12 protein-coding genes are annotated in these 17,623 nt (G+C 59.6%); 3 read left to right on the top strand and 9 right to left on the bottom strand.

Annotated features, from left to right (window positions below):
• Nucleotides 1–151 precede the first annotated feature (151 nt).
• Both ACSBLW_RS04045 and typA read left to right on the top strand, forming a co-directional pair.
• The gene (locus ACSBLW_RS04045; RefSeq protein WP_435258954.1) at nucleotides 152–754 is read left to right on the top strand and encodes a YitT family protein; all 603 of its coding nucleotides are present in this window, start codon (nucleotides 152–154) and stop codon (nucleotides 752–754) included.
• Nucleotides 755–837: 83 nt separating this feature from the next.
• Nucleotides 838–2,655, top strand: a complete 1,818-nt coding sequence (gene typA, locus ACSBLW_RS04050) for a translational GTPase TypA (RefSeq protein WP_435258955.1) — start codon at nucleotides 838–840, stop codon at nucleotides 2,653–2,655.
• Nucleotides 2,656–2,775: 120 nt separating this feature from the next.
• Here typA and ACSBLW_RS04055 read toward each other — a convergent pair whose 3' ends face one another.
• The 8 genes from ACSBLW_RS04055 to recA all read right to left on the bottom strand — a co-directional run bounded on the left by ACSBLW_RS04055 (nucleotide 2,776) and on the right by recA (nucleotide 14,439).
• Nucleotides 2,776–4,935, bottom strand: a complete 2,160-nt coding sequence (locus ACSBLW_RS04055; RefSeq protein ID WP_435258956.1) for a TRAP transporter permease — start codon at nucleotides 4,933–4,935, stop codon at nucleotides 2,776–2,778.
• Between the two features lie 84 nt (nucleotides 4,936–5,019).
• Nucleotides 5,020–5,988 carry a TAXI family TRAP transporter solute-binding subunit gene (locus ACSBLW_RS04060; protein WP_435258957.1) on the bottom strand — a complete coding sequence of 323 codons (969 nt, stop codon included), beginning with the start codon at nucleotides 5,986–5,988 and terminating at the stop codon, nucleotides 5,020–5,022.
• A 182-nt stretch (nucleotides 5,989–6,170) separates the two neighbouring features.
• Nucleotides 6,171–7,520: a sigma-54-dependent transcriptional regulator gene (locus ACSBLW_RS04065; RefSeq protein ID WP_435258958.1), complete on the bottom strand. Its 1,350-nt coding sequence runs from the start codon at nucleotides 7,518–7,520 to the stop codon at nucleotides 6,171–6,173.
• Complete coding sequence (locus ACSBLW_RS04070; protein ID WP_435258959.1) at nucleotides 7,517–9,298, bottom strand: sensor histidine kinase; 1,782 nt, start codon at nucleotides 9,296–9,298, stop codon at nucleotides 7,517–7,519. The genes ACSBLW_RS04065 and ACSBLW_RS04070 overlap by 4 nt, the downstream gene beginning before the upstream one ends.
• Before the next feature lie 52 nt (nucleotides 9,299–9,350).
• Nucleotides 9,351–10,148: a class II glutamine amidotransferase gene (locus ACSBLW_RS04075; protein ID WP_435258960.1), complete on the bottom strand. Its 798-nt coding sequence runs from the start codon at nucleotides 10,146–10,148 to the stop codon at nucleotides 9,351–9,353.
• A gap of 116 nt (nucleotides 10,149–10,264) precedes the next feature.
• Nucleotides 10,265–10,555, bottom strand: a complete 291-nt coding sequence (locus tag ACSBLW_RS04080; protein WP_435258961.1) for a DUF1330 domain-containing protein — start codon at nucleotides 10,553–10,555, stop codon at nucleotides 10,265–10,267.
• A gap of 4 nt (nucleotides 10,556–10,559) precedes the next feature.
• The gene (gene alaS / locus ACSBLW_RS04085; protein ID WP_435258962.1) at nucleotides 10,560–13,214 is read right to left on the bottom strand and encodes an alanine--tRNA ligase; all 2,655 of its coding nucleotides are present in this window, start codon (nucleotides 13,212–13,214) and stop codon (nucleotides 10,560–10,562) included.
• Between the two features lie 151 nt (nucleotides 13,215–13,365).
• The gene (recA, locus tag ACSBLW_RS04090; protein ID WP_435258963.1) at nucleotides 13,366–14,439 is read right to left on the bottom strand and encodes a recombinase RecA; all 1,074 of its coding nucleotides are present in this window, start codon (nucleotides 14,437–14,439) and stop codon (nucleotides 13,366–13,368) included.
• A 232-nt stretch (nucleotides 14,440–14,671) separates the two neighbouring features.
• Between recA and ACSBLW_RS04095 the strand changes: the two genes are divergently transcribed.
• Nucleotides 14,672–15,262: a hypothetical protein gene (locus tag ACSBLW_RS04095; RefSeq protein ID WP_435258964.1), complete on the top strand. Its 591-nt coding sequence runs from the start codon at nucleotides 14,672–14,674 to the stop codon at nucleotides 15,260–15,262.
• 28 nt (nucleotides 15,263–15,290) lie between these two features.
• Here the strand turns inward: ACSBLW_RS04095 and ACSBLW_RS04100 are convergent, their stop codons facing one another.
• Nucleotides 15,291–17,597 carry an ATP-binding protein gene (locus ACSBLW_RS04100; RefSeq protein ID WP_435258965.1) on the bottom strand — a complete coding sequence of 769 codons (2,307 nt, stop codon included), beginning with the start codon at nucleotides 17,595–17,597 and terminating at the stop codon, nucleotides 15,291–15,293.
• Nucleotides 17,598–17,623: the final 26 nt, after the last annotated feature.

Below are 17,623 nucleotides of genomic sequence, written 5' to 3' on the forward strand. Positions count from 1 at the left end.
CGACCCCAAGGGTTTTCTTCGCCTGCATTTTTTGCCTCGTTTATGTTTTTTGCCATTGTGCCATAAGTCGGCGGGCAAACAAGGACATTCCGGCAACATGTTTGCCAAAAGGATGGTAGACAGGTCAGACTTTCTGTCCTAGATGGCAACCATGAGCCCCGCGAAGCACCACACCAAATTGGAAGATCTGCAAGGCATTGGCCTTGGCGTTTTCCTTTGCGCCTTTGGACTTCAGTTCCTTACTTTTTCCGGGCTGATTACGGGGCAGACTGCGGGGATTGCGGTGATCCTCTCGTATCTTACCGGCTATTCCTTTGGCCTGGTGTTTTTCACGATCAACATTCCTTTCTATGCGCTTGCATGGATGAGGCTTGGCCCGCAATTCACTGTAAAGTCGCTACTTTCCGTAACAGCACTTTCGGCCATGACCGAATTCTTTCCAAAGGCGTTCCAGATTGCCCAAGTCCAGCCCCCCCTTTCAGCCGTCATCTTTGGATGTCTGACAGGTGTCGGGCTGTTGGTCATGTTCCGCCACAATGGCTCTTTGGGTGGGTTGGGGGTCGTGGCGCTGTTGATGCAAGACAAGATGGGGTTCCGGGCCGGATACGTTCAGCTTGCGGCAGATGTCGTCATTTTTTCGGTCGCGCTGATCCTTTTCCCATGGACCATTGTTCTTTGGTCCCTGCTTGGGGCTGTGATCGTCAACCTCATCATTGCCATCAACCACCGGCGAGACCGCTATATCGCCACCTGATCCTAACGTGATGGCTGGCCAATCGTCCGCAAACAGGCTATGGGCGGCGCCAACATCTGCATTCCTTACGAAAGTGACTTCCGATGGAGCTCCGCAACATCGCCATTATCGCGCACGTCGACCATGGCAAAACCACGCTCGTTGACGAGCTACTGAAACAATCGGGGGCCTTCCGCGAAGGTCAGGCTGTCAGCGAGCGCGCGATGGACAGCAACGATATCGAACGTGAACGCGGCATTACCATTTTGGCCAAATGTACCAGCGTGGAACATGCGGGCACCCGTATCAATATCGTCGACACCCCCGGCCACGCCGACTTTGGCGGAGAAGTTGAACGCATCCTGAGCATGGTCGACGGCGTTTGTCTGCTGGTTGACGCCGCCGAAGGCCCGATGCCGCAAACCAAGTTTGTGACCTCGAAGGCACTTGCCCTTGGCCTGCGCCCGATCGTGGTTCTGAACAAGGTCGACAAGCCGGATGCCGAGCCTGATCGTGCCCTGAACGAAGTGTTCGACCTGTTCTCGAACCTTGGCGCAAGCGACGAACAGCTTGATTTCCCTTACGTTTATGCCTCTGGCCGGGCCGGCTGGGCGGATAACGAGCTGGATGGTCCGCGCAAGGACCTGACCGCGTTGTTCGATCTGATCGTCAAGCACGTTCCAGCACCCAAGCAGATTGCCCGCGCGGCCGAGCCGTTCCAGATGCTGGCCACCACCCTGTCGGCTGACCCGTTCATCGGGCGCATTCTGACCGGTCGTGTTGAAGCAGGTACTCTGAAGGTCGGCACCTCGCTGAAAGCTTTGTCGCGCACTGGCGAAAAGATTGAACAGTTCCGCGTGACCAAGATCCTTGCCTTCCGCGGACTGTCGCAGCAGCCGATTGACGAAGCGCAGGCAGGCGACATCGTGACACTGGCCGGGATGACCAAGGCGACCGTGGCCGATACGCTTTGCGACCTGTCGATCGAAGAAGCTATCCCCTCGCAACCCATTGATCCGCCGACGATTACTGTCACCTTTGGCATCAACGACAGCCCGCTTGCCGGCCGTGATGGCAGCAAGGTTCAGTCGCGCGTCATCCGTGATCGCCTGATGAAAGAAGCCGAGCAGAACGTGGCCATCAAGATCGCTGACACCCCCGGTGGTGAGGCATTTGAGGTTTCAGGTCGGGGCGAACTTCAGATGGGCGTTTTGATTGAAAACATGCGCCGTGAAGGGTTTGAACTGTCGATCAGCCGTCCGCGCGTGATCATGCGCGAAGAAGACGGTCAGCGGGTTGAACCGGTTGAGGAAGTCATCGTCGATGTGGATGACGAATATACCGGCGCCGTGATCGACAAACTGACGGGTGAGCGCAAGGGCGATCTGGTCGAGATGAAGCCCGCAGGGGCTGGAAAGACCCGGATCGTGGCCCATGTGCCGTCGCGCGGGCTGATCGGTTATCACGGCCAGTTCCTGACCGACACCCGTGGCACCGGCGTGCTGAACCGGATTTTCCACGGCTGGACCCCGCATAAGGGCCACATTCAAGGACGCCGCCAAGGTGTTCTAATCTCGATGGAAAATGGCGTTTCGGTAGCCTATGCGCTGTGGAACCTGGAAGAGCGCGGACGCCTGTTCATTGGCCCGCAAGAGCAGGTCTATGAGGGTATGTTGATCGGCGAACACAGCCGCGACAACGACCTTGAAGTGAACCCGCTGAAGGGCAAGAAACTGACCAACGTTCGCGCCTCGGGCACGGATGAAGCGGTGCGTCTGACCCCGCATGTGAAGATGTCGCTGGAAGAGGCGATTGCCTATATCGACGATGATGAACTGGTGGAAGTGACCCCGAAAATCATCCGACTTCGCAAGCGTTACTTGGACCCGCATGAGCGCAAGCGGATGGCCAAGAAGGACTAAAAGAAACGCCCCCGAAACCGGGGGCGTTTTCATTTTGTGCTGTGTTCATCGCGTGGTTTTAGCGTGTTAAAGGTGTGGTTTTCCCGTGGTCACAGCGGCGACCACGGGAAAGGCCGTCCATCAATCCGCGCCATGGGCGATGCTGCTTGGCTTGACCAGCTTTTTCTGGATGGCCCAGACCAGCACAGCCGTGCCCAGACCGATGGCATCGGTCAGATAGCCTGAGTCGATCATGCCCATGGCTGCCAGAACCAAGACCCCGCGCAGAACGATATGCAGGTGGCCAAAGAACCATCCCTGAACGGCGCTGGAGAGCAGATAGACGCCAAGCAGCGCGCCCAACACGACATGGATGATGTCGACGGTTGAACCCTGCATCAGAAGTTCGGGCGAGGAGAAGAACATGAAGGGCACGATAAAGGCGGCAAGGCCCATCTTGAACGACTCGACCGAGGTCTTCATCGGGTCTGACTGCGCGATTGCCGCGCCCGCATAGGCCGCAAGGGCGACAGGCGGGGTGATGGCCGACATGACCGCGAAGTAGAAGATGAAGAAGTGGGCGGTCAGCATGTCGATGCCCATCGAGATCAGGCCCGGCGCGATCACGCTCGCCGCCACCGCATAGGCCGCCGTGGTGGGCATGCCCATCCCAAGGATGATCGACACGACCATCGCAAAGAACAGCGCGATGACTTGGTTGTTTTCAGCCAGACCAAGAAGCAGCGAGGAGAAACGCGTTCCAAGGCCGGTCAGAGCGATCACGCCCACGATGATCCCAGCTGCGGCACAGACGGCCACCAGTTGCAGGGTCATCTTGGTCGAGATTTCCAGTGCGAAGAGCACCTCTTTCACGCCCATCTTGTACGGGGTCAGCCATGAGACTACCGCAGCCGCGCCCATGGCCAGCGTACCAGCCCGGATCACCGAATAGCCCATGAACAGCGCGCCGATCAGGATGAAGATCGGGATGAACAAGAACGCCTGTCGCGCCAGTTTGGCGAATTTCGGCAGTTCTTCGCGCGGGATGCCCTTCATGTCGTATTTCTGTGCCGCGAGATCGACGTTGAAATAGACCGAGACGAAGTAGAGCAGCGCCGGGATGATGGCGGCAATCACGATGTCGGAATAGGCGATGCCCGTGATTTCCGACATGATGAAGGCCCCTGCCCCCATGATTGGCGGCAGAATCTGCCCGCCCGAGCTTGCGGCGGCTTCGACCGCGGCTGCCGTTTGCGGCTTGTAGCCCACGCGCTTCATTAGCGGGATGGTCAGCGAACCCGTGGCCACAACGTTGCCGGCCGAGGTGCCGTTGATCATGCCCATCAGGCCCGAACCGAAGACGGCCACTTTCGCAGGCCCCCCGCGACGGTCGCCCGCTGCGGCAAAGGCGAAGTTCACGAAATACTCACCCACGCGGGATGCCTGAAGGAAGGCGGCGAAGGCCACAAAGAGGATGATATAGGTCGAGGAAATGGCCGTGGTCGGGCCAAGGATGCCTTGGTCGGTGAAGATATAGGTGAAGAAGCGGGTCAGGCTGTAGCCTTTGTGGTAAAGGATGCCGGGCAGCCACGGGCCCACAAAGCTGTAGATCACGAAGATGCCCGCGATGATCACCAGAGCCAGACCTGCCATACGGCGTGTCAGTTCAAGAATCAGGATCACGCCCACCAGCGCGGCCCACATATCGGCCTCTTTGGCCAAGGCTGTCCCTGCCCGCAGGCGCAGGAAGGGCGCGTGGTAGATGATATAGAGCGTGGCGGCGATGGCCGCGAGGGCAAGCGCGACATCGGCCAGATCAAGGCTGGCGCGGCGCGGCTCTGGCAAGAACCAGCCAACCATCAAGACCCAAACCGTGCCAAGCGTCAGCGGGACGCCGAAGGTCCAGCGATAGGCAGTGGCCTGAGCGGCCTGATCGACGCCCATATCGGAGATGAAGAAGAGAAGAACCTGCACCAAGGCAATGACGATCAGCGCGGCACCGGGGGCAAGGATCATCAACCGGCCGGGTTTCGCGGGTGCATCCTCGGCGAGGAAGGTCATCGAGGAGAAAAGAAGGAAGCCGATGGCCAGACCGCCGCCAACATGGATCAGGCGATAGGTCCAGGTTTCAAGCGGATAGAGGTTCATCACGCCGATGTGGAAGGCGGTGTAAAGCACGCAAAGAGCGGCCACAAAGAGGCCAAGCTGGCCTATCGGTTTGCGCTGGTTGCCTGCGAAAATTTCGTTATCGACGCCGGCAGCGATATCCTGCTTGGGCGCGTCTGTGCTAGGCGCGGTCATGGGCTGTCCCCCAGAAGCGGTTGCAAAGGCTTGCAAAAAGGGCGCCCCGTTGGTCAGGGCGCCCAAGGTCACATGCGTGATGGATTACTTCAGGTTATCGGGCACGGTCTGGCCCTTTTCCTCAAGGTATTTCACAGCACCCGCATGGAACGGCATGAAGGTGTTCTTGGACCAGTTTTCCAGCAGGGTTTCTTTGGCGGCTGCGTGGATCTGGACCATGCGGTCCGGGTTATCCAGAGCCAGCTTGGTGATCTCGTAAGCCAGGCTGTCCGGCATGTCCTTGTGGGCAACGGCAAAGTTCCACAAAGCGACGGTTTCCTGCACATAGTCATGGCCGGCATAGGTGCCTGCGGGGATGGTCAGCGGAGCCATGGCCGGGAATGCTTCCAGCACCTTGGCCTGCTCTTCCGGGGTGAAGCCGAACATGACGACGTCCTGCTGGGCGGCGAGTTCGGCAAAGGCCGAGATCGGAACGCCTGCGGCGAAGGCGAAGGCGTCGATCAGGCCGTCGGTCAGCTGGCCAGCGGCGTCTGCGGCACCGGCGTTGGAAACGGTGGCTTCAACCCCGAGAGCTGCCATGAATTGCGGCCAATAGGTGCCGGGGGTGCCGCCTGCGGGGCCAACCGAGACGCGCTTGCCGGCGAGGTCGGAAACCGAGGTGATGCCCGAAGATTTCAGCGCGATGACCTGGAACGGGGTCTGGTACATCGGGAAGAGCGCGCGGATGTCCTTGTGCTCCAGACCCGGGGCCAGTTCCGACTTGCCATTCCATGCGTCAAAGGCCGGACCCATGGTGACAAGGCCCATCAGGTGGTCGCCGGTCTGAACCAGCGTGACGTTCTGAACCGGACCGCCGGTCACTTCGCCGGTGGCGTTGAGGCCAAGGGCTTCGGAGATGTAGCCGGCAAAACCGTTGCCATACACAAAGTAGGTGCCGCCCTGCGAAGCGGTGCCGATGGTCATTTCCTGCGGCCAGCCGGTCTTGTCCTGAGCGATGGCGGCAGTTGCCATGACGGCCGCCACGGCAGCGGCGGTGAAGGTCTTGATAAACATGTATCCTCCCGATTGAATTCGAGCCTCAGGGGCCCTCCGCCCCCGGTGCTGGCAGAAGAAAACCGGTCTGGACGGGATGGCACAACCGCCGCAAAGGCCGTTAGCGCCACCAAATTTGCGCCACACGGCTGTGATGGGTGGATTTCGTAACATCGGGGCCGAAACGATGGGGGGAATGTTACCTATTCCCCCTCTCCTTCACTGCCCGCCCCGAACTGAGATTTGTCCAAGCCGTGCTTTTGCATCTTTTCCCATAGTGTTTTGCGCGACAGGCCAAGAGATTCGTAGACCGGTTTCAGGTTGCCACGATGGGCGGCTAGGGCAGCTTCGATCTCGCGGCGCTCGAATTCTGCAACGCGTTCGGACAAGCGGCTTGGGGCTTCCTCTGCCCCCAGACCTTCGCCAAGGCCAAGCGCGTAGCGGTCGGCGGCATTGCGCAATTCGCGCACATTTCCGGGCCAATCGCGGGCTGCAAGTTGTGCGACAGCCGTGGGCGGCAATTCCGGTGGGTCGGTGCGGTGTCGACTGGCGGCTTCGGCCAGAAGGCGCAGAAACAAGAGCGGAATATCTTCGCGTCTGGCCGACAACGCCGGAACCTGAAGCGTGACGACGTTCAGCCGATAGAGAAGATCGGCCCGGAAACGGCCAGCCTCGACCTCGGCTTCCAGAGGAACACGCGCGGTCGCCATAAAGCGCACGTCAAGATCGACCGCTTCGTTCGAACCAAGCCGAGTGACTGTGCGATCTTCGATCACCCTGACCAGTTTTCCCTGCATGTCCAATGGCATTGACGCAATGTCATCCAGCAGGATGGTGCCGCCCCGCGCATGTTCAAACTTGCCATAGCGGGGCCGAAGCGCACCGGGAAAGGCCCCGGCCTCATGCCCGAAAAGTTCGGATTCGATCAGCGCCGCCGGGATGGCCGCGCAGTCGATGGTGACAAAAGGTTTTCGCGCGCGCGAAGATAGATCGTGCAACGCACGGGCGGTGACCTCTTTGCCCGACCCGGTTTCACCAACGATCAACACATCTGCCTCGGACGGGCCAATGGTGCGAATACGACGGCGCAGGTCGATCATCGCATTGGACCTGCCGATCAGGCGTTGTTCAAGGTCATCGGCCTGCCCCGCTGCCGCCTTGAGAACCCGGTTTTCCAGAACCAGCCGGCGATAATCCGAGGCACGGGAGACGATCTCTGCCAACTGACCTGATGAAAACGGCTTTTCGACGAAATCATAGGCCCCTTCGCGCATCGCCCGAACCGCTAGCTGCACATCGCCGTGGCCTGTGATCAGGATGACCGGAATGTCGCGGTCTATGTCATGGATGCGGTTCATCAGCGTCAGCCCATCCATGCCGGGCATTCGAATGTCGGTCAGCACGACACCGGGAAAGCCAAAGGACACAAGATCCATAATGCGTTCGGGCGCGGCAAAATCCTGCACGGAGAAGCCCGCCAGATCGAGTGCCTGCGCCGTCGAGGCCCGCAGGTCAGGTTCGTCGTCGACAAGGAGGATACGCATCGGGGTCATTCGGCGGCCTTTGGCAGATCGGCTTCGGCCCGGTCAAGCCGGATTGTAAAGACAGCGCCACCGCCAGCCGCTTGAGATACTGAAAGATCGCCCCCAAAGTCTTTGATAATATTGTAGGAAATGGAAAGTCCCAAGCCCAGCCCCTTACCCACACCCTTGGTCGAGAAGAACGGATCAAAGATCCGTTCGATCAGCGCCGGGGGCACGCCGGGGCCGGTATCGGTGATGCGGATCACCGGGTTTGCATCCTCCAGTCTGGCGGTCAGGGTGATCTTGCGGGTTTCGCGGTCTTCGACGGCATCTGCGGCGTTGGACAGGATATTGACCAACACCTGTTGCAACCGCACCGGCCCCGCCACGACCAAAGGCAGGTCGGGCGCAAGATCGACCTTGATTTCCGCCTTGGCAGAAGTGATCCGCAGCATCGCTATTTCCAAGGCGGCCTCGATCACCTCGGGCAGAGAGACGGCCGCAAGTTTCTGGCCCGGTTTGCGGGCGAAACTGCGAAGGTGGCGACTGATCGAGGTCATGCGGTCGATCAGCGACAGGATACGGTCAAGATTGCCACGCGCCTCGGGCATGCGTCCCCGGTCCATCAGAACAAGGGCATTGTCCGCATAGGTGCGGGCCGCGGCCAGCGGTTGATTGAATTCATGGCTGAGGGCCGCTGACATCTGGCCCAAGGCCGCAAGCTTGCCCGCCTGAATGAGGTCGGCCTGCGCTTGGCGCAATTCGATGGTGCGTTCTTCGACGCGCTGTTCCAGATCGGCCTGCGCTTGGGCCTGCAATTGAAGCCGTTCAGCCAGTCGCAGGCGGCGTTGCCAGAGAACGACGCCAAACAGGGCCATCAGGCCGACCGACAACATCGCAATCAAGGCCGCCGTCGTGGCCTCGCGCCGGGCGGGGGCGGTGTCGATCAGCACATGCACCTGCCACGAGGCCGACAACATGGGGAAATCGCGCTGAATATATTCCAGAACTGCCGCGCCTTCCTGAAGGGTGACAAGATGGTGGCCATCCAGAATGCTGTCGCTTTGGATGTTCAACAGGCCCACTTCGGCATCGGCATAGCGACGGGTCGCCGCAATCCGGGCGCGGGCCGCATCGGACAACGGGCGGAGCGCGCGGAACAGCCAGTCCGTGCGGCTGGACAGAAACACCACGCTGTCAGGATCGGTTACCAACACCGCATAGTCACCGCCCCGCCAAGTTTCCTCGATGGCGTCAAGGTCGATCTTGAAGACAAGGACGCCAGCAATTTCGTCGCCCAAGCGGACGGGGGCCCCGAAATAGTAACCACGCTTTCGGCTGGTGGTGCCAAGGGCATAGAACCGCCCCGTGCCACCGCGGATCGAGTCGTAGAAATAAGGGCGGAAGGCGAAGTTGCCGCCAACGAAGGAGGTTTCCTTGTTGTAGTTCGAGGCCGCAAGCGTGATGCCGTTGCGGTCCATCAGATAGATGTCAGAGGCATCAAGTTGCGATTGCAGCGCGGCAAGATAATGGTTCGCGTCTTGCACCAGCCCTTGATCCTGTGGATTGGCCGCAAGCCGTGTAATGATGGGTTGTTCAGCAATCAGGGCGGGAAGGCGTTCAAACCGTTCCAACTGTCCGGCAAGGGATGAGGCTGCCAGTTGCAGCACGTTCTCGCCCCGGCGCGCGGTATCATCCAGCGTTTGCAGCAAGGTGTGGCGAAAGCTGGCCCAACCTGCCAAGGCGGTCAGCGCCGCGGCGAGTGCCGCAGCGATCCAAAGCCAATGCTTGAGCGGTTTGAAATCCATCCCCGTCCTCTTCCCGCCTCTAGGCTAGTCGGGCGAGATTGGGCAGGCAAGGTCAGGCAGCAGCGGCGGCCAGTTTGCACGGGTGGAAATCTTGGCGGGAAAAGCCTTCGGGACCAAAGCTGCAGAAGCTGTAGGGCGGAATTTCGATCCATCCTCCCTCGCCGCTTTCCAAAGGTTCCGAAACCACGGCCCAGCCATTGCGACTGTCGGACCAGCGGTAAAACAGGGTCGGTGCCACATCATCGGTGGCATAGCGCATGGCGTAAAGCCGCTCGCCATCCGACAGGGCCGCAGTCAGGCGCAGATGCGGTGCCACGCCCTTTTCGCGGGCCAACCGGATCATCCGGGCGGCGGCGCGTTCCATTGCGCCCAAGGGATCGTCGTTCAACCCTTCGGCAACGGCGATCAGGAACAGGGCCTCACTGTCTGTCGCGCCTTTGCGGAAGGGGTAAAGATCGTCGGGGATCATCATATCCGCGGTGCGCCGGAAGGCATCATAGCCGCCGATCTGGCCATTATGCATGAAGGACCAGTTTTGCCATGTGAAGGGATGGCAGTTGTTTCGGCTGGTCGCCGTGCCAGTGGAGGCGCGGACATGGGCAAGGAAGAGACGCGATTTGACCTGCGCGGTCAGACTGCGAAGGTTCGGGTCGCTCCAGGCCGGAAGCACATCGCGGTAGAGGCCCGGTTCCGGTTTGTCGCCATACCAAGCCACGCCGAACCCATCGGCATTGATGGCCGTGTGGCATTTTGTGGCGCAATGAGACTGGTGGATCAGCGAATGGCCCGGCCTGCTGATGATGTCTTCGAGAAAAATCGCCTCGCCCCAATAGGCGGCCCAACGACACATGATCTGCCTCATCCATGACAGGAGATCTTCTGTCTCCCCTGTCCTATCTTTACCAGAAAAACTTAGGAACGTCAGTCACGAATGGCGGAGGCAGGCCCCCGCCATTTCCCTTGAATTTACTCGATCTCTTCAACGACGACGAGATCGCGCACCGAGGCGCCCTTGGCATGGCTGAGCGCCTCTTGATAGGCCGGGCTGTTGTAGCAAGCCACAGCCGCCTCGACCGAGGGGAAGCGCGCCACGACGTTGCGGGCGCGGTCATTGCCTTCCAGCTGGACATAGCGCCCGCCACGGGCAAGGAAGACCCCGCCATGATCGGCAATGGCCGGGCCCGCTGCCTTGGCATATTTGCCATAGGCATCCGAGTCGGTGACCGTCACATGGGCGATCCAGAGTGCAGTCGGCATCGGCTTATCCTTTCAGAACGGCTTCGGCAGCGGCAATCGCGGCTTCGGCCCCCGCAATGTCAGCACCGCCAGCCTGCGCCATGTCAGGACGGCCACCGCCACCCTTGCCACCAAGCGCCTCGGCCGCGGCCTTGACCAAGGTGACGGCAGAGAGTGTCGCTGTCAGGTCGGCCGTAACGCCCGCCGCAACAGCGGGTTTTGCCCCGGTATCGGCGATCAGCAGAACAGCGCCCGAGCCAAGCCTTCCCTTCATCTCGTCGATCAAGGCCGGAAGATCCTTGCCCGAAACGCCTTGCAGCACTTGAGCAATGAACTTTACGCCGTTGATTTCCTTGGCTTCCGGGCCGCCCGACTTGCCGCCCATGGCAACCTCGCGACGCAACTGGGCCACTTCGTTCTGAAGCGCCTTGCGTTCGTCCGCCAGCGCCTTGACGCGGTCCAGCACATCGGCGCCGTGGGTTTTCAACAAGGCCGCCACTTCGGCCAGACGGGCATCCTGCTGGCGCAGATGGTCAAGCGCCGCCTGCCCCGTCAGCGCCTCGATCCGGCGAACACCCGCCGAAGACGCCGAGTCGCCCAACAGAACGAAAGCCCCGATGTCGCCGGTACGGGCAACATGGGTGCCGCCGCAGAGTTCGAGGCTGTAGGTGCGGCCATCCGCGCCTTTGCCCGACCCGTCAAGCAAGCCCATCGACACGACGCGGACCTCTTCGCCGTATTTTTCGCCGAAGAGTGCCTGTGCGCCAAGCGCACGGGCATCATCCGGCGTCATGATCCGGGTATCGACCGGGCTGTTCTGGCGAATGAACTGGTTCACCTCGGCCTCGACCGTAGTCAGTTCAGCCCCCGACAGGGCGGTGTTGTGGCTGAAGTCAAAGCGCAGACGGTCTGGCGCATTCAGCGAGCCCTTCTGGGCCACGTGATCGCCAAGCGCACGGCGCAGGGCTTCGTGCAGAAGGTGGGTGGCCGAGTGGTTCGCGCGGATGGCGCGACGGCGGGAATGGGTGACTTCCAGCTTTGCCGGTTGGCCCTTGGCAATCGCGCCTTCGACGACCTTTGCCGTGTGGATGAACACCCCGGCGGCTTTTTTGGTGTCGGTCACTTCCGCCAGACCAGTGTCGGTGCGGATCAGACCGGTATCCCCTACCTGACCACCCGATTCCGCGTAGAACGGCGTCTGGTTGACCACAATGGCGATCTCGGTTCCGGTATCCGCGCTGCCGGCCTCGGCCCCGTCCTTGACCAAGGCCAGAACCACGCCCTCGGCGGTTTCGGTGTCATAGCCCAAGAATTCGGTCGTGCCTTTGGCTTCGGCAATTTCGAACCAGATCTTGGCGTCCTTCGCCTCTCCCGAGCCGGTCCAGGCCGCACGGGCCTTGGCGCGCTGTTCTGCCATCGCGGCTTCAAAGCCTGCGACATCCACGGCGCGGCCTTTTTCGCGCAGCGCATCCTGCGTCAGGTCAAGCGGGAAGCCATAGGTGTCATATAGTTTGAAGGCCGCTTCGCCCGGAAGGTCGCTGCCTTCGGGAATGCGGTTCAATTCGTCGTCCAACAGGCGCAGACCACGGTCCAGCGTTTGCCGGAACTTGGTTTCTTCCAGTTTCAGCGTTTCCTCGATCAGCGCCTGAGCGCGCTGAAGTTCCGGATAAGCGGCCCCCATCTGACGGACGAGTGCCGGAACCAGTTTGAACATCACCGGGTCTTGTGCACCCAGCATATGGGCATGGCGCATGGCCCGGCGCATGATACGCCGCAGCACATAGCCACGACCTTCGTTCGAGGGCATGACGCCATCGGCGATCAGGAAACTGGTCGAGCGCAGGTGGTCAGCGATCACGCGGTGATGCACCTTGCCCGCGCCATCCGGGTCGTTTGAGGTGGCGTTGGCACTGGCCTCGATCAGGCTGCGCATCAGGTCGGTATCATAGTTGTCGTGCTTGCCCTGAAGAAGCGCGCCGATCCGTTCCAGACCCATGCCGGTGTCGATGGACTTTGCCTCCAGTTCGCGACGGCTGCCGTCTTCGAACTGCTCGAACTGCATGAAGACGTTGTTCCAGATCTCGATGAAGCGGTCGCCATCTTCATTCGCCGATCCCGGAGGGCCACCCCAGATGTGGTCGCCGTGATCGTAGAAGATCTCGGTGCAGGGGCCGCAGGGGCCGGTTGGGCCCATCATCCAGAAATTGTCATTCGTCGGAATGCGGATGATGCGGTCATCCGACAGGCCCGCGACTTTCTTCCAGATATCGGCGGCTTCGTCATCGGTGTGGTAGACGGTGACCAGAAGGCGCGATTTGTTGATCCCGAAATCCTTGGTCAACAACTCCCAGGCAAGCGGGATTGCGGTTTCCTTGAAGTAATCGCCGAAGCTGAAATTCCCCAGCATTTCAAAGAAGGTATGGTGGCGCGCGGTATAGCCGACATTGTCGAGGTCATTGTGCTTGCCCCCTGCCCGCACGCATTTCTGCGCGGTGGTCGCACGGGTGTAGTCACGGGTTTCGACACCGGTGAACAGGTTCTTGAACTGCACCATGCCCGAATTCGCAAACATCAGCGTCGGGTCATTGCGCGGAACCAGTGGTGAGCTTTCCACCACGCGGTGCCCGTTGCGGGCGAAGAAATCGAGGTAGGTCGAGCGGATATCGTTCAGCGACGCCATGTCTTTTGGGCCCCTTGGCTTCGTAAATTTCGGGCAGGTCTGGCCCCATGTAGCCTTGCCGGCGCGACCTGTCCACAGGCAATGGCCCGCATAGGAAAAAGGGCCGCGGATTTCTCTGCGGCCCTTTTGCGGTTGTGTTTTTCTGACGAGGTCAGTTGTCCATCACATCATCGCTGTTGTCGCTTTCCGACATGTGGAAATCGAGCCCGTTGGCGGCGCGGATCTTGTCCTCGATCTCCATCGCGATCGAAGGATTCTGCTTCAGGAAGGTCTTGGCGTTTTCGCGGCCTTGGCCGATGCGCTCATCGCCGTAAGAATACCAACTGCCCGATTTTTCGACCACGCCGGCCTTCACGCCGATGTCGATCAGCTCGCCCGTTTTCGAGATGCCTTCGCCATACATGATGTCGAATTCCACCTGTTTGAAGGGCGGAGCGACCTTGTTCTTGACGACCTTAACGCGGGTCGTGTTGCCAACCACGTCGTCCTTTTCCTTGATCGACCCAATGCGGCGGATGTCAAGGCGGACCGAGGCGTAGAATTTCAGCGCATTGCCGCCTGTAGTGGTTTCTGGGCTGCCGAACATGACGCCGATCTTCATACGGATCTGGTTGATGAAGATCACCATGCAATTGCTGCGGCCAATGCTTGCGGTCAGCTTGCGCATCGCTTGGCTCATCAGGCGGGCCTGCGCACCGACCGTGGCATCGCCCATATCGCCTTCGAGTTCGGCCTTCGGCGTCAGAGCGGCGACCGAGTCGACGACGATCAGGCTGACAGCGCCCGAACGCACCAGCGTATCAACGATTTCAAGCGCCTGTTCGCCGGTATCCGGCTGGCTGATCAAAAGCTCATCAAGATTGACGCCCAGCTTCTTGGCATATTGCGGATCAAGCGCGTGTTCGGCATCGACAAAGGCGCAGACGCCGCCCTTTTTCTGCTCTTCGGCCACCACATGAAGGGTCAGTGTGGTTTTGCCCGAGCTTTCCGGGCCATAAATTTCGACGATCCGCCCCTTTGGCAATCCGCCGATTCCCAAGGCGATATCAAGGCCCAAAGAGCCAGTCGACGTTGCCTCGATATCCATCGCCGGGCTGTCTGCCCCCAGCTTCATGATCGAGCCTTTGCCGAACTGCCGTTCGATCTGGGCCAGTGCGCTTTCCAGCGCCTTCTGCTTGTCCATTTCGCGCTTCCCGTTCAAATCAAGGAGGTTCGCCACCGCCATGTCCGTCTCCTTATTTCACAGCCGCTACCGGGCGGCAATCTGTTGTGGACCGCAGGCAGGATGCGCCGATGCGGGATTTGTTCCCCAAGTGTTCTCACTTTATTGGGGGTAAAACAAGAACATTTCAAGCGAATTTTCGTGAATTTAGCTTTTTCACAGTTTGGTTAAGGGATAGTTTACGCCCAAGGAAAGAAGTCGGCCACAGGGCAAAGATGAAGAAGGGCATGTTGTAATGTTGGTATTCTGGGAGCAGCGGCTTGCTATCCTTGCCACACCGAAAACCGGTTCGACCGCCATCGAGGCAGCGCTCGAGTCCCTCGCTTCGGTCGCGGTTCAGCGCCCCCCTGCCCTGAAACACACGAATGTTGCCCGGTTTCGGCGGTTCGTTGGCCCTTATCTGGAAGCAAGCGCCGGCGCCCCCTTTACGGTGGTTGCCTTGATGCGAGAACCGCGCGACTGGCTGGGAAGCTGGTATAGATACCGGCAGCGCGAGGATATTGCCGATCAGGCCAAATCGACAGCCGGCATCAGTTTCGATGGCTTTGTCTCGGCTTGGTGCCAGACGCCGCGCCCCGCTTTCGCCGATGTAGGCTCGCAGGCAAAATTTCTGACACCGTCACCCGAAGTGCGTGCAGATCGCATTTTTCGGTATGAAAACATCGAAACCTTCCTCGAGTTTCTGGAAGATCGGCTTGATTTTCATATCACCCTGCCTCGCCTGAACGTATCGCCCTCTGCGCCGATGGATTTGTCGCCAGAAACCGAAGCGCGGCTTGCCCAAACAGCAGAGGCCGATTTCAAGCTTTACGCGTCGCTGGACTAAGCGGTTCTGGCCTGTTCTTGCCAGCGGGTCATTGCAGTTGTGCCTGAACCGTTTCCGCCAATTCGTTCAGCGAAAAAGGCTTTGGCAGAAAGATTGAGTTTGGAATACGACCCTGTTCCTCGGAAAGGCAGTCTTCGGCGTAACCGGACATGAAGATCACACGCGCATTTGGCCGGGTTTCCTGCGCCTGCTTCACCCAACCCGGTCCGTCGAGTCCCGGCATGACCACGTCCGTCACGAAAAGATCGACGGACAAGCCGGGGTCTTCGAGTGTTTTAAGGGCTTCTTCGGCATCTTTTGCCTCAAGCACGGTATAGCCACGCAAGCGCAGAGCGCGGCTGGCAAAGGCGCGCACTGGGGCCTCATCTTCGACCAGCAGCACAACACCTTCGCCTTGCCTGACCACCTGCGAGCGGACGGGCGCTGCAGCCGTGGCTGGTTGATCTTCCTCCCACTTGTCATGAATCGGGAAGTAAAGGTGGAAGACCGTCCCTTCTCCCAATGTCGAATCTACAAAAATGTAGCCACCAGACTGCTTGACGATTCCATAGACCGTCGAAAGACCTAGCCCAGTGCCGTCACCTTGGCGTTTCGTGGTAAAAAACGGTTCGAAAATCTTGGACAGGTGCTCTGGAGCGATCCCCAGGCCGCTGTCGGAAACGCGGATCAAGGCATAGTTTCCCGGTGGCACCACTGCCCGGTCACGCCGCATTTCGGATTTCATTTCCAACGCCTCGGTCTCAAGGCGGATCGTTCCGCCTTCCGGCATTGCGTCACGCGCGTTGACAACAAGGTTCATCAGCACCTGTTCCAATTGACGCTTATCGGCACGGATAAAGCCAAGCTGCGCCGCATGGAACAGGGAGAGTTTGATCTTTTCGCCGACCAAACGGTTGAGCAGGTGGGTGAGATCCGACAAAACCACTTCGAGGTCGATCTTTTGCGGTTTCAAAGTCTGTTTTCGCGAGAAAGCCAGAAGCTGTGCGACCAAGGCCGCTGCGCGATTGGCATTCTGTTGAACCTGGATAAGGTCGCCAAAGTCTTTGTCATCGCTGGAATGCCGCATCAAAAGCAGGTCGCAATGCCCCGAGATCGCGGTCAGAAGATTGTTGAAATCATGCGCTATTCCGCCAGCAAGCTGACCGATGGCCTGCATTTTCTGGCTTTGGGCAAATTGCGTTTCCATGCGCTTCAGGTCTGTCGCGTCCTGTAGAACGGCAAGGACGCACGGATGGCCGCGGTCAACCACCCGGCGCAAGGTGATTTGGTGGAACGAATCGGAAGGGCAACTGCGCGGGTGAAGGATCTCTGCACCCGGCGGCATTCGTTCGGCCACAATATCGGCGAGCCAATCCTGCACGGGGCGCCCAAGGCCTTCGTAGAGGTCATGGAAATGCGTTTGCGCGCCCTTATCAAGTTTTAACAAATCGCGGGCAATTGCATTCGCGCCAAGCAGTGCACCGTCTGGACGAAAGCGCAAAAGCGCAACTGGTATAAGTTCGAAATCCTCTCGGAAAGACCCAGCCTCAACCATTTCCTCTGACGGCAGAAGGAAGATCTCCCGTCTTTCCCCCGGCCCTTCCACCTCGGCAAATAGGGCTTTTACGGGTCCGGACACGGAGGGGATTTCCACCACCTCACCACTGTGCGGGTTGGAAGTCGTGACGATCGCTTCCAGTCGCTTGGGGCGGCCACCAACGAGACGCCGCATCGCCTCATTGCAGAACAGAACCACGCCCTGCTTGTTGGTGACCAACATGGGAAGACTGATCCCCTCGGCCCCTCGGCTATGGCCGTTACGTTCTACAAATTCCTCAAGCCGCCAGAAAAATTGGCCCGGTGCAAAAGCAGAAACGGACAACCGGGACATTCCGGTTCGAGTGACCACATCTTCGCGCGCGGCCCCAGACTGCGCCGCACGGGATTGCAGACGGTACAAAACAGAGGCCGGGCTTGCAAAGTGATCTTGCAAGGCTGCGGTCAAGGTTTGCGTTTCCGAGCCAAAGCGCGACCGTGCCGCGGGGTTTCTGAAAAGCACGGCCCCCTTGTTGTCGGTTGTAAAACAAGGCGCGCCATCTGCCCCCAAAAGGCGATGCAGGTCGTTGTGACGCCGCAACGCGACGACCCTGCCTGCCCAAACGGCACCATGCACGACCAGAACGGTCGCAAAAAAGGTGAAGCCGATGATTGCGAATGAGAGCGACAGCCGCTTATCCGGCGCAACCACGGCGATGGCGCCGGCCACAAGTCCAAGGAGGATAAGCCCACGACTGCGCCGGGAAAGTCCGCCCGCATTTTCCAGAACAGAAGTGATGTCTGTATTCCACACAGTCACAGGGCATTCCTGATCAGAGAAATCAA

The sequence above is a fragment of the Thioclava sp. FR2 genome (assembly GCF_051200875.1).
Lineage (GTDB): Bacteria > Pseudomonadota > Alphaproteobacteria > Rhodobacterales > Rhodobacteraceae > Pseudotabrizicola.

Bases quoted from the DNA above. Each gene is read 5' to 3' on its own strand.
- typA (WP_435258955.1), top strand. From the start codon at position 838: ATGGAGCTCCGCAACATCGCCATTATCGCGCACGTCGACCATGGCAAA.
- recA (WP_435258963.1), bottom strand. From the start codon at position 14,439: ATGGCGGTGGCGAACCTCCTTGATTTGAACGGGAAGCGCGAAATGGAC.
- ACSBLW_RS04080 (WP_435258961.1), bottom strand. From the start codon at position 10,555: ATGCCGACTGCACTCTGGATCGCCCATGTGACGGTCACCGACTCGGAT.
- alaS (WP_435258962.1), bottom strand. From the start codon at position 13,214: ATGGCGTCGCTGAACGATATCCGCTCGACCTACCTCGATTTCTTCGCC.
- ACSBLW_RS04075 (WP_435258960.1), bottom strand. From the start codon at position 10,148: ATGTGTCGTTGGGCCGCCTATTGGGGCGAGGCGATTTTTCTCGAAGAC.
- ACSBLW_RS04060 (WP_435258957.1), bottom strand. From the start codon at position 5,988: ATGTTTATCAAGACCTTCACCGCCGCTGCCGTGGCGGCCGTCATGGCA.
- ACSBLW_RS04045 (WP_435258954.1), top strand. From the start codon at position 152: ATGAGCCCCGCGAAGCACCACACCAAATTGGAAGATCTGCAAGGCATT.
- ACSBLW_RS04065 (WP_435258958.1), bottom strand. From the start codon at position 7,520: ATGACCCCGATGCGTATCCTCCTTGTCGACGACGAACCTGACCTGCGG.
- ACSBLW_RS04095 (WP_435258964.1), top strand. From the start codon at position 14,672: ATGTTGGTATTCTGGGAGCAGCGGCTTGCTATCCTTGCCACACCGAAA.
- ACSBLW_RS04055 (WP_435258956.1), bottom strand. From the start codon at position 4,935: ATGACCGCGCCTAGCACAGACGCGCCCAAGCAGGATATCGCTGCCGGC.
- ACSBLW_RS04070 (WP_435258959.1), bottom strand. From the start codon at position 9,298: ATGGATTTCAAACCGCTCAAGCATTGGCTTTGGATCGCTGCGGCACTC.